At 71.0% G+C, this 11,617-nt stretch carries 11 protein-coding genes and 1 pseudogene; 4 read left to right on the top strand and 8 right to left on the bottom strand.

The window, feature by feature from the left end:
* Positions 1-25 precede the first annotated feature (25 nt).
* Entirely contained in the window at positions 26-1,393 is a 1,368-nt protein-coding gene (locus AQJ67_RS18715) for a DEAD/DEAH box helicase (protein ID WP_062720150.1), read from the top strand.
* A 79-nt stretch (positions 1,394-1,472) separates the two neighbouring features.
* Here AQJ67_RS18715 and AQJ67_RS50200 read toward each other — a convergent pair whose 3' ends face one another.
* The 3 genes and pseudogenes from AQJ67_RS50200 to AQJ67_RS49395 form a co-directional block, all read right to left on the bottom strand.
* Positions 1,473-1,604 carry a hypothetical protein gene (locus AQJ67_RS50200; RefSeq protein WP_279616892.1) on the bottom strand — a complete coding sequence of 44 codons (132 nt, stop codon included), beginning with the start codon at positions 1,602-1,604 and terminating at the stop codon, positions 1,473-1,475.
* 25 nt (positions 1,605-1,629) lie between these two features.
* Positions 1,630-1,821: pseudogene (locus AQJ67_RS50715) on the bottom strand (DUF2690 domain-containing protein); the annotation flags it as partial.
* Positions 1,818-2,198, bottom strand: a complete 381-nt coding sequence (locus tag AQJ67_RS49395) for a hypothetical protein (protein ID WP_062720149.1) — start codon at positions 2,196-2,198, stop codon at positions 1,818-1,820. The pseudogene AQJ67_RS50715 and the gene AQJ67_RS49395, both read right to left, overlap by 4 nt.
* Positions 2,199-2,207: 9 nt before the next feature.
* Between AQJ67_RS49395 and AQJ67_RS47720 the strand changes: the two genes are divergently transcribed.
* Positions 2,208-2,354: a hypothetical protein gene (locus AQJ67_RS47720; RefSeq protein ID WP_159058790.1), complete on the top strand. Its 147-nt coding sequence runs from the start codon at positions 2,208-2,210 to the stop codon at positions 2,352-2,354.
* A gap of 103 nt (positions 2,355-2,457) precedes the next feature.
* Complete coding sequence (locus AQJ67_RS18705) at positions 2,458-3,120, top strand: TetR/AcrR family transcriptional regulator (protein ID WP_062720148.1); 663 nt, start codon at positions 2,458-2,460, stop codon at positions 3,118-3,120.
* A gap of 38 nt (positions 3,121-3,158) precedes the next feature.
* Here AQJ67_RS18705 and AQJ67_RS18700 read toward each other — a convergent pair whose 3' ends face one another.
* The 4 genes from AQJ67_RS18700 to AQJ67_RS18685 form a co-directional block, all read right to left on the bottom strand.
* Complete coding sequence (locus tag AQJ67_RS18700) at positions 3,159-4,850, bottom strand: carboxylesterase/lipase family protein (protein ID WP_062720532.1); 1,692 nt, start codon at positions 4,848-4,850, stop codon at positions 3,159-3,161.
* A gap of 23 nt (positions 4,851-4,873) precedes the next feature.
* Positions 4,874-6,127, bottom strand: coding sequence for a choice-of-anchor Q domain-containing protein (locus tag AQJ67_RS18695; protein ID WP_062720147.1), 1,254 nt, complete (start codon positions 6,125-6,127; stop codon positions 4,874-4,876).
* Between the two features lie 324 nt (positions 6,128-6,451).
* Positions 6,452-7,504 (bottom strand): alcohol dehydrogenase catalytic domain-containing protein, encoded by a 1,053-nt coding sequence (locus AQJ67_RS18690; protein WP_062720146.1) that lies wholly within the window; start codon positions 7,502-7,504, stop codon positions 6,452-6,454.
* Positions 7,505-7,533: 29 nt separating this feature from the next.
* Positions 7,534-8,541 carry an NADP-dependent oxidoreductase gene (locus AQJ67_RS18685; protein ID WP_062720145.1) on the bottom strand — a complete coding sequence of 336 codons (1,008 nt, stop codon included), beginning with the start codon at positions 8,539-8,541 and terminating at the stop codon, positions 7,534-7,536.
* A 248-nt stretch (positions 8,542-8,789) separates the two neighbouring features.
* On the opposite strand from AQJ67_RS18685, the gene AQJ67_RS18680 reads away from it, so the two are divergent.
* Positions 8,790-10,679 carry a propionyl-CoA synthetase gene (locus AQJ67_RS18680; RefSeq protein WP_062720144.1) on the top strand — a complete coding sequence of 630 codons (1,890 nt, stop codon included), beginning with the start codon at positions 8,790-8,792 and terminating at the stop codon, positions 10,677-10,679.
* 17 nt (positions 10,680-10,696) lie between these two features.
* On the opposite strand, the gene AQJ67_RS18675 is transcribed toward AQJ67_RS18680, so the two are convergent.
* Positions 10,697-11,590 carry a TauD/TfdA dioxygenase family protein gene (locus tag AQJ67_RS18675; RefSeq protein WP_062720143.1) on the bottom strand — a complete coding sequence of 298 codons (894 nt, stop codon included), beginning with the start codon at positions 11,588-11,590 and terminating at the stop codon, positions 10,697-10,699.
* Positions 11,591-11,617: the final 27 nt, after the last annotated feature.

Below are 11,617 nucleotides of genomic sequence, written 5' to 3'. Positions count from 1 at the left end.
TTGTGATGCCCGGCAGCAGGACGACATGGCCGAGGTGGCGGACGCCACTGCTGCGGCGTCCTTCGCGGAGCTGGGGCTGCCCGCCCAGATCCTGCGGGCGCTCGACGAGCGCGATGTGACCGTGCCCTTCCCCATCCAGGCGGCGACGCTGCCGAACGCGCTCGCGGGACGGGACGTCCTGGGCCGGGGCCGCACGGGCTCCGGCAAGACGCTCGCCTTCGGCCTGGGGATGCTCGCCCGGACGGCCGGGCGACGCGCACAGCCCAAGGAACCGCTGGCGCTCGTCCTGGTACCCACCAGGGAGCTGGCGCAGCAGGTCGGAGAGGCGCTCACCCCGTACGCCGAGGCACTGCGGCTGAGGCTCGCGACCGTCGTGGGCGGGGTGTCCATCGGCCGGCAGGCCGCCGAGCTGCGGGACGGCGCCGAGATAGTCGTCGCCACGCCCGGTCGGCTGCACGACCTCATCGAGCGCAAGGGCTGCCGACTGGGACGGGTGCGCATCACGGTCCTGGACGAGGCCGACCAGATGTGCGACATGGGGTTCCTGCCGCAGGTCACCGAGATCCTGGACCAGGTACGTCCCGACGGCCAGCGGATGCTGTTCTCCGCCACGCTCGACCGCGATGTCGATCAGCTGGTGCAGAACTACCTCCGGGACCCCGTCGTGCACTCTGTGGACCCCTCGTCCAGCGCGGTCTCCACGATCGAGCACCACGTCTTCGTCGTGCACGGCCCGGACCGGTACGCCGTGACCACGGAGATCGCCGCCCGGGACGGCCGCGTCCTGCTGTTCCTGGACACCAAGCACGGCGTCGACCAGCTCACGCGGCATCTGCGGGCCAGTGGCGTGCCCGCCGCCGCCCTGCACAGCGGAAAGTCCCAGCCGCAGCGCACCAAGACCCTGGCCCAGTTCAAGAACGGGCAGGTCACCGCGCTGGTGGCGACGAACGTCGCCGCACGGGGCCTGCACGTCGACGACCTCGACCTCGTGGTCAACGTCGACCCGGCCACCGACCCGAAGGACTACCTGCACCGCGCGGGCCGCACGGCCCGGGCCGGCCGCTCGGGCACCGTCGTGACACTCGCCCTGTCGGGACAGCGCCGCGAGACGAACCAGGTCATGACGGACGCCGGCGTTGCCCCCAAGGTCAGCAAAGTGCGTTCCGGCGAGGCCGAGTTGAGCCGGATCACCGGCGCCAAGGCCCCCTCCGGCGTACCTCTCGACGGCGGGCCGACCGCACAGCGCCCCAAGAACCACAACGCTCCGTTCCGCGGCCTCGGCAGCACCAAGGACACGAAGCGCGCTTCCGGCGGCAGGTCGTCCCGCAAGAGCAGCGAGGCGAGCAAGCTCGCGGAGGCCCGCAAGGCGGCCCGGGTACGACGCGGCGCCTGACCCCGACTCTCCCGCACTACCGTCCGCCGGCTCGACCGGCTCGACCGGCTCGACCGGCTCGACCGGCCCGGCCGGCCGATCAGAACCAGCCGGTGCACTCGATGGCGCCGCCCGGACCGTTGGTGCCGCAGGCTCGCATGACGAGGCCGGCGTCGTTCCACTGCGTGGTGTACGCGTCGTTGCCCGAGGTGATGGTGGTGAAGCCGAGCATCGGGGACCAGGTCTTGCCCCCCGTCGGCGCTGCGGTCGACCCAGATCTCGTCGCCGGGCGCACCGCCGACGATGCGACCCCAGGCGCACTGGGTGGTGCTGTTGTAGCGCAGCTCCACGGTGCGGCCGAAGACGGTCGTCGACTTGGCCGTCCAGGCGCTCGTGGAGTTCGGTTCCGTACCGTCGCCGCAGGACGTGTTGTTCTCCGCGCCGGTCAGTGTGCCGCCGATCTCCGGATAGTCACCGCTGTACGGTGGTAGTCCGGCAGGAACGACCAGACGTTGTTCACCATGCCGTGGAACGAGCCTCGGCCGTCCCAGGAGCAGACCCCCGGTGTGACGTCGGCGTGCGGGCGGAACGCGCCCTGGTAGCGGTCCCAGCGGGCACTGATGGTGTTGACCTGGATCTTCATGCTGTGCGCGTATCCCGGCGCCGCGAACGTCGCCTGCGTCGTGCGCTCGGTGATGAGGTCACGGCCGGTCGCCTTGTACCAGGCCCAGCGCACCAGGCCGATGCAGTCGAAGCTCCACAGCTCCGGGTCCGCGTACGAGTCGCTCTCCGTGAGGTCGACCTGGCCCTGACTCGGACCGGGCACCCCCTGCGCATGCCCGCCACCCCAGGCATATTGCTGGCCGACGCACCGGCACGCGACCTCCACGGCCGCCTGCGCCGCCGCGCTCGCCCCGGACTGGAGCGGCGCAACTTCCCGGCCCTGTTCTTCCGGTTCTTCGGATCCTACGAGCTCCGCTGATCACGGCACCCCCTGGTCTCAGTGGCCTCCCCGCGAACGTACGCACCCCTCCGTAGCCCCGTTCCGCATCGGGTCTGAAGGAGGCTGCTCTAAAGTCGGCCCTATGACGGAGGCACCGGCAATGGACCGAGGCGCGCGGTCGCGGGACGCGATACTCGACACCGGTGGTGAGCTGATGTCGCGCCACGGGTACGCCGCCACGTCGATCTCGATGATCTCCGCCGCGTCCGGTCTGCCGACCAGTTCCATCTACTGGCATTTCCGCAGCAAGGACGGGATCTACGTCGCCGTACTGGAGCGCGCCAGGATCGCGCTGTTGGAGGCCCTGCCGCCGAGCGAAGTGCCGGGCACCGACGTCGCGGAGCGTCTGGACACCTTTCTGAGGGAGGTCGAGGACGCGTTTCAGCGCCATCCACGCGGTGTGAAGCTGCTGTTGGGGCTGGGCATGGTGCAGCAGGACGCGAGTGCGGCCGCTGCGGCCGAGGTGCATCAGTACCGCGACGCGCTGCTGGCCTGGGCCCGGGAATCGGTGAGTTCCGTGTTCGGGCTGCGGGACCGGCCCGAGGTGGCGGACGAGTTGGCGCGCTTCACGCTGAGGATGGCGAGCGGAACCGCCGTGGCCCGCTGGTTCGAGCCGGACACGGTCCTGGACACCGGGCCGCTGCGTGTGGCGCTGCTGGCTCTGGCGGACCATCACGGGGTTCCGGTCGGGGGCGTCCCTGGTGAAGAGGACGCCCCGTCCGGGCACATCACGACCGGGGAATGACGACCCGGCAGCGGAGGGACGGGTGTGCCGACGTCATCTCACGGCTGCTCCGGGAATCGGGACGGCGGCTGCCAGAACTGGCAGTGGTGGTCGGCTGCGAAGCCGCTGGTGGATCCGACCCGGTCCGGTGCCAGTACCTGGATGCGGTCTCCGGCGGCGGTGTAGCGCGGCCACGGCGGAGTGCCGGGTGCGTTGGGGGTGCCGGTGGCCGCGAAACGGGCCCAGTACGCGGTCATCGTGGCGGACAGCCGCCGCTGGGCGGGCGTCAGGGGCGCCAGTACGTCCGTCGGGAAGAGATAGGCCAGTTCGGAGGCGTGGAAGGCGCCCTGCGGCGTGTGCGGTGCCGGGATGAACGGTGGTGCCTGCGCGTCGTCGAACTCGTAGGCGTAGACGGGCGCACGGCTCCCGTACAGACGGCTGTCGGCCCGTGCCGGGCAGGCGAACCGCTGGTCGGTGCCGACGGCGGAGTACGCCAGATTGGGGGACGGAAACGCCGAGGCCGGGTATGTGTCCAGGACCCCGGCCGCTCGGTCCCCGTACTGGAGCCTGATGAGGGCGGCGTACGAGTCGGGGGTCAGTGGGCCGCCGCCGAGGAGATCCACGTACAGCGCGGTGAAGTAGCGGTATTCGTCATGGGTGTTGCCACTCAGCGTCGGGACCGCGTTCACCCGTCCCTCGGCCCACGCCGTCCGCGGAGTGCGGGGGAGGACGCGGGGACCGGTGTTCGGGGCCCACAGGGAGGCGGTGCCTGTTCCCGTGGCGCGGATCAGCTCGGTGGTGGGTACCGCGCGCAGGCAGGCTGCCGCGTTCGTCGGCCCGGTGCAGCCGAACGAGGCCGCGAAGTCGTTTCCCTTCCGTTCGGCCGCGTCGAGTGCGAGGGGTGTCAGACCGCCGTCCGCGGCGCAGGCTCCGCTCTGCTGGATCGCCCGGTGGAACAGGCCTTTCGCCGTCGGCGAGGCGATGTGGAGACAGGTGTCCGCCGATCCGGCCGACTGGCCGCCGAGCGTCACCCGGTTCCGGTCACCGCCGAAGGCGCCGATGTTGCGCCGTACCCAGCGCAGCGCCGCCTGCTGGTCCATCAGGCCGTAGTCGCCGGAGGCACGGTCGGCGCTCTCCGCCGACAGGGCGGGGTGCGCCAGGAACCCCAGTGCTCCGAGGCGGTAGTTGACCGTCACCACGACCACGCCGCGTGCGGCCAGCGCGGCGCCGTCGTAGTCGCTGCCGGCGCCGTACGCGTTGGCGCCGCCGTGCAGCCATACCAGTACGGGGAGCGGCGGCCGGCCGCTGGTGCGGGCGGGCGTATGGACATTGAGGTACAGACAGTCCTCCACCGTGCTGCCGGTGCGGTTGGACTCGCCGGGCAGGACCGGGCCACCGTCGGGGAGCAGCGTCAACGGCAACTGGGGGCAGGGGTGGGCCGGTGCGGTGGCGTCCCGTGTGCCGGACCAGCGTGCGGCGGGTCGCGGCGGACGCCAGCGCAGCTCACCGGTCGGCGGGGCGGCGAACGGGATCCCTTGGAAGACCCGCCCGCCGTCCTGGGCCGCCGTGCCCCGCACCCAGCCCCGGTCCGTGCGTACGACCGGAGAGTCGGGGCCGGTGCCGGTGCCGGTGCCGGAGCGGGCGGAGGCCGGGGGGACGGTCAGTGTCAGAAGCGGGGGGACGGGCAGTGTCAGAAGTAGGGCCGCGAACGCGGCTGTGGTTCGGGCCAGAGCAGGGCGCGGCGCTCTCATCCCCTTCGGGGACGGGCCCGGGGTCATGACGTGTGCTCGTAGGCGCCGATGTCGCAGGCCGCGCCCTGGGGGCGTGCGACGCCACGCTGATCCGTGGCCGGGCAGTCGTCGGCGGCGTCCAGAGCAGGGCTGCCGGGCTGCAGCGCGACCGTGTCGGTGGGGCCGCCGTTGTCCGCGAGCGGGCCGATCCGTGGGGTGCGGCTGGGCAGATCGCCGGGTGCGGTGAGTCGGCAACTGCCGTCGCTGTCCAAGTTGTTGCTCAGCGACGCGATGGTGGCGAAGGCCTTCTTGCAGTCGGCCGGCGCGCCGTCAACGGTGTTGCCCGCGATGATGGAGTTGCGCAGCGTCAGACGCCCCAGGGGCAGATCGATGACGTCGGGGATCGGTGAGGGCAGGCTGTCGAGATAGGCGGGGGCGAAGTTGATTCCGCCACCCCCGTCGCTCGAACGGTTGCCGGTGATGGTCGAGTTGAGGATCTCCACGGGTCCCCTCCCGCGGATGTCGATGCCCCCGCCGTAACCGGCGAGGCTGCCGGGGCGGTCGCCGGGGTTCGTCACCCGGTTGTCCGCGATCGTCGAGTTGGTCACGGTGCCGGTGTCGTCGAACCGGATGCCGCCGGCCTCTCCCGCGGCATTCCTGCTGACGGTGCTGTCGATCAGATCGAGGTGGGAGCCGGGGACGTTGAAGATGCCCCCGCCGTAACCGGCGGAGTTCCCGGTCACCGTGACCCGTCGCAGCGTCATGTGATGTCCGTTGGCGATTGCGCCGCCGCCGGTGTCGGTGATGGGCAGTTCGCGTTGCCTGGCCACCCCACCGGTGATCGTCAGATCGGACATCCGGCTGTCCGCCTGCATACGGAAGGCCCGGTCCAGATGGTTGGCGTCGATGACCGTGCTCCGCGCGCCGGCACCCTTGATCGTGGTCTGGGCGGCCACGTTCAGATCGCCCGTGGTGGGGTCCGGGTTGTCGCCGATGATCAGCCGCGGGTCGGGCGGGATCGTCAGCCGGTAGTGGCCTGGAGGCAGTGTGATCGTGCTGCCCGGGCGGGCGTTGGCGGCCATCACCGCGGCACGCAGACTGCACGCGCCCGAAGCGGTCAGACACCGGCCGTCCGCCCCGTCGACGTCGACCGCGTCGGACGTGGTGTCGACGGTGAACTCCGTGGGGGACGGGGCGGGGGCCGGGGCGGAGGCGGAGGCCGGGGGAGCGGCGGCAAGGGCGGCGGGATGCGCCGCAATGGACAGGAGCACGGCGGCAGTTGCGGCCGTGGCGGCCATGGATTTCACGGGGTGAACCCCTCTCGGCGAGCATTCCGGGCGTACCAGGACTCTGCGGCTGCGAGGACTTCGTGCTGATGAGCGGGTGAGCGGGTGCGGGTGTGCGGGTGTGCGGGTGTGCGGGTGCGCGGCTCGTGCGGGGAACAGCGTCGGCGCGGGCCGGGGGCGCCTCTTGGGTACTGCCCGCGGTCTGGAGCGAGCGTTCCATTCAGAGTGTCCGGTGTCCACGGACGCGCGGGGAATGGCCGAATGAGGCTGCCGTGGTGGTCCCAGGGCACGGCTGCGGGCCGCCTCGGCAACACCGAGGCGGCCCTTGAAGAATCGTCAGCGAGTCGGATCGAGAACGATCTTGCGGACGCCGTCCGCCCGGCCCGCGAACAGTTCGTACGCCGCCGGGCCCTCGGACAGCGCGAAGTGGTGGGAGACCACGGCCTCGGGCTTGATCCGGCCGGCCTGGGTGAGGGCGATCAGGGGAGGGAGCTCGTAATGCACCGAGCACAACCCGATCGCGAACTCCAGCTCCTTGATCTGCGCCAGCCCCATGTGGAAGGGGAACGCCTTGTTCTGGCTGACTCCGATGACACTCACCCGGCCGGCCTGGCGTACGGCCTTGAGGGCGAGCTCGATGGTCGTGTCCGAGCCCACGGCCTCCACCACGGCGTCCGGCCCGCGTCCGCCGGTCATCTCCCGTATGGCAGCGCGCACGTCCTCACCCTCGACAGGTTCGACACCCAGGGTCGCGGCGAAGGCACGGCGCTCCGCGACCAGGTCCGTGCCCAGTACCCGCGCGGCGCCCATCGCGAAGGCGGACTGCGCGGCCATGAGGCCGACCGGACCGAGGCCGATCACCAGGACCGTCTCGCCGGGCTGGATGCGGGCGCGCCGACAGCCGTACCAGGCAGTGGGCGCGTTGTCCGTCAGGACGAGGGCGGCCTCGTCCGAGATGCTCTCGGGCAGTCGCACGAGATTGACGTCGGCGCAGGGCACTGCCAGCGCCTGGGCCTGGCTGCCCTGGAGCTGCGGGCTCACGCCGTAGCAGAGCTCCATGCTCGACTTCGCGCGCTCGCACCGGGCGGTGAACCCGGCCGCGCACGACCGGCACTGCGCACAGCCGACGGAGGCGGGCACCAGAACCCGGTCGCCGGGCTTGAAGCGGGAGACCTGGCCGCCCGTCTCGACGACCACGCCGACGCATTCATGCCCCGGTGTGTAGCCCAGTTCCGGGCTGAACGGATGACCGCCGTAGATGTGCAGGTCGCTGCCGCAGATGCCGGCCGAGGTCACCTCCACCACCGCGTCGGTGGGGTTGGTGACGGCCGCGTCGGGGACATCGCCGTACCGGATGTCGTGACGGCCGTGGTAGGTCAATGCCTTCATCGGATCTCTCCCTCCCCTCTTCTGCCCGGTCAGTCCGCGATCTTCAGCACCAACTTGCCGCGGTTGTCACCACGGAACAGGCGCATCAGGGTTTCCGGGAACTCCGCGACCGAGCCGGCCACCACGTCCTCCAGGGACGTCAGCCGGCCCTCCGCCCGCCACTTGGCCAGTTGTGCCACGCCCTCGCCGTACCGGTCGGCGTAGTCGAACACCACGATGCCCGTCATGGAGGCCCGGTTCACCAGCAGCGACAGGTAGTTGGCGGGGCCTTGCGGCTGCGTGCTGTTGTACTGGGAGATCGCACCGCAGACGACGACGCGGGCACCGCGCGCCAGCCGGAGCAGTACGGCGTCCAGAATGTCGCCACCGACGTTGTCGAAGTACACGTCGACGCCGTCGGGGGCGTGCTCGCGCAGCGCCTTGCGGATGTCCTCCTTCTGGTAGTCGATCGCGGCGTCGAACCCGAACTCGTCCACCACCAGCCGGCACTTGGCCTCGCCGCCGGCGATGCCGATGACACGGCAGCCAAGGTTCTTGGCGACCTGCCCGACGACGCTGCCGACGGCCCCGGCCGCTCCCGAGACCACGACGGTCTGCCCGGGCTCGGGACGCCCGACCTCGATCAGGCCGAAGTAGGCCGTCAGGCCCGACATGCCGAGCGTGCCGAGATACGTCGGCAAGGGGGCCGCCGCCGGGTCGACCTTGGTCACGTCGCGACCGTTCGACACGCAGTACTCCTGAACGCCGAACGAGCCCGACACATGGTCGCCGACCGCGAACCCGGAGTGCCGGGACGCGATCACCCGCCCCACCGCACCGGCGCGCATCACCTCACCCAGCTCGACCGGGCGGATGTAGGACCGGCCCGCGTTCATCCAGCCGCGCATCGCCGGGTCGATCGACAGAAAGAGCACCTGCACCAGGAACTCCCCGTCGCCGGGCTGCCCGACCGGCTCCTCGACGTGCTCCCAGTCGGTGGGCCGCGGCTCTCCCACGGGACGCGCGGCCAGGCGTACCTGACGGTTGATCCTGCTCATCTGCGGCGGCTCCTTCGACGGTCGCGTCAAGCGTTCACCCGGAGGCCGACGTCACCTACCGGTTCTTCCGTGTGCCATACCGGCTGGTCGGTACGGAGGGTGAGCGTACGGGTGGCATGCCGCCCGAGACAAGAGGGGGCCTCGGTTGTGACCCGGTCGAGAAGGGCGCACACCGCTTGGCCGATCGCATGATCAACGTGTGACATGGTGGCAGGCGGGCCACCACGACTCGGGTCAAGGAGAGCGCGATGGGAATGTACGAGGACGTCTTTCGGGCCAGCCTCGAAGACCCGGAGAGGTTCTGGCTGCGGGCGGCGGAGGGCGTCGACTGGGAGGTGGCGCCGTCCCGTGCCCTCGACCCTTCGGCCGCGCCCTTCTACCGCTGGTTCCCCGACGGCCGCCTCAACGTCTGCTTCAACGCGGTGGACCGGCACGTCGAGGCGGGCCGGGGCGAACAGGCCGCGCTCATCTACGACTCACCGGTGACCGGCACCCGGCGCACCTACACCTACGCCCGGCTCCGGGACGAGGTCGCGGCCTTCGCCGGGGCGCTCACCGGGCTCGGGGTGGGGCACGGCGACCGCGTGGTCATCTACATGCCGATGGTCCCCGAGGCCGCCGTCGCGATGCTGGCCTGCGCACGGATCGGCGCCGTCCACTCGGTCGTCTTCGGCGGGTTCGCGCCGCCCGAACTCGCGGTCCGTATCGACGACGCCACCCCCAAGGTGGTCGTCTCCGCCTCCTGCGGCATCGAGGGCAAGCGCGTCATCCCGTACAAGCCGCTGCTGGACCGGGCGGTCGAACTCGCCGGGCACAAGCCGTACAAGCAAGTGATCCTGCAACGGCCGCAGGAACGGGCCGAGTTGGGGCCGGACGACCTCGACTGGGCCGACCTGGTCGCCGGCGCGTCGCCGGCCGCCTGTGTTCCGGTGGCCGCGACCGATCCCCTCTACATCCTCTACACGTCCGGAACGACCGGGAAACCCAAGGGAGTTGTCCGCGACAGCGGCGGTTGTGCCGTGGCTCTGCACTGGTCGATGGCTGCCGTGTACGACATCGGTCCGGGCGAGACGATGTTCACCGGGTCCGACGTCGGCTGGGTCGTCGGGCACTCGTACATCGTCTACGGGCCGCTGCTGGCCGGTGCCACGACCGTGCTGTACGAGGGCAAGCCGGTCGGCACCCCGGACGCGGGCCAGTTCTGGCGGGTCGTCGCCGAGCACGGCGTCAAGACCATGTTCACGGCGCCCACCGCCTTCCGCGCCATCAGGAAGGAGGACCCGAAGGGCACCCTCACCGCCGAGTACGACCTCTCCGGGCTGCGCTACCTCTTCCTTGCCGGTGAGCGCCTCGACCCCGAGACGTACCACTGGGCCGCCGCCCTCCTGGACATCCCCGTGATCGACCACTGGTGGCAGACGGAGACAGGCTGGCCCATCGTCGCCAACCCGGTCGGCATCGAGGCCGCCCCCGTCAAACCCGGCTCGCCCACCCGCCCCCTGCCCGGCTGGGACGTCCGTGTCCTCGACCCGGCGGGGCAACCCGTGGAGGCGGGCGTCGACGGCGCGATCGTCGTGAAGCTCCCCCTGCCGCCCGGTTCCCTGCCCACCCTTTGGAACGACGACGACCGCTACGTCGCCTCGTACCTCTCCGCCTACGACGGCTACTACCTCACCGGCGACAGCGGCCACATCGACGAGGACGGCTACGTCTATGTGATGGGCCGCACGGACGACGTCATCAACGTCGCCGGCCACCGGCTGTCCACCGGCAGCATGGAGGAGGCCCTGGCCGCGCACCCCGATGTCGCCGAATGCGCGGTGATCGGTGTCGCGGACGCCCTCAAGGGGCAGGTGCCGCGGGGCTTCGTCGTCCTGAAGGCGGGGACCGGCCGCGACCCGAAGGAGGTCGAGGCGGAACTGGTCCGGCTCGTGCGCGAGCGCATCGGTGCCGTCGCCTCCCTCAAGGAAGTCGCCGTCGTGGCCGCCCTGCCCAAGACACGCTCGGGGAAGATCCTGCGCAAGACGATGCGCGGCATCGCCGACGGCCACGACGAACCGATCCCGTCCACGGTGGACGATCCGAGTGTCATCGAGACGCTGCGCCCGCTGCTCCGTCGCCCCGATCACCGCGCTTGAACAAGTGCCCCACGCAGTCAGCGGGTCGCGGTCGCGGCCGGGCCGACCGGGGTGTCCCCCCGCAGGGTGATGCGGTGCATCACGCGATGCCGGTCGCCGTAGTCGCGATTGGCGTAGTGGGCGGTGCTGCGGTTGTCCCACAGGGCGACGTCACCCGGCTGCCAGCGGTGCCGTACGACGTGCTCGGGCTTGGTGAGGTGGGCGTACAGGATGTCGAGGATGCCCCGGCTCTCGTGCTCCGAGACACCCACGATGTGCGAGGTGAAACCGGGGTTCACGAACAGGCCCTTGCGGCCGCTCTCGGGGTGCACGCGCACCACCGGGTGCTCCACCGGGGTCAGGTGGGTGAACACCTCGCCCTCCCACAGGTTGCCCCGGCCCTGCCTGCGCTGGGCGAGGTAGTAGCCGAACTCGCGGGAGCCGTCGTGGACCGCGCTGAGTGTGTCCACGTAGTCCCGCAGGCCCGGCGACAGCGACTCGTAGGCGAGCTGGCTGTCGGCCCAGTTGGTGTCGCCGCCGTTGGGCGGCAGCACCACAGCCCGCAGGACGGAGATCGCCGACGGCCGCTCCACGAACGTCACATCGGTGTGCCACACGTCGGCGAACCCGTTGTCCTGGCTGTCCAACGAGTACACCTCGGGCGCCACGTCACCGGAGTCGTGGACCGGATGCCCGACGGTGACCTCGCCCAGGCGTCTGCCGAACTCGATCTGCGCGGCGTCGTCGAGACCGTGCTGACCGCGCACGAACAGCACCTTGTACGCCACGAGTGCCTCGCGCAGCGCGAGGACCTGATCGTCGTCGACGCGGGCGAGATCGATGCCATGGATCTCGGCACCGAAATGAGGGCCGAGCTCGACGACCGGAAGTGTCGGCGCGGTGGGCGGCCGCCGCTCGCTGAGGATGCTCATGACTGTGTCCAATCTGAAGGTCGTGAT

This window comes from Streptomyces caeruleatus, assembly GCF_001514235.1.
Lineage (GTDB): Bacteria > Actinomycetota > Actinomycetes > Streptomycetales > Streptomycetaceae > Streptomyces > Streptomyces caeruleatus.
The sequence above is the reverse complement of the archived record's forward strand: the minus strand, read 5'-3'. Positions and strand labels throughout refer to the sequence as shown.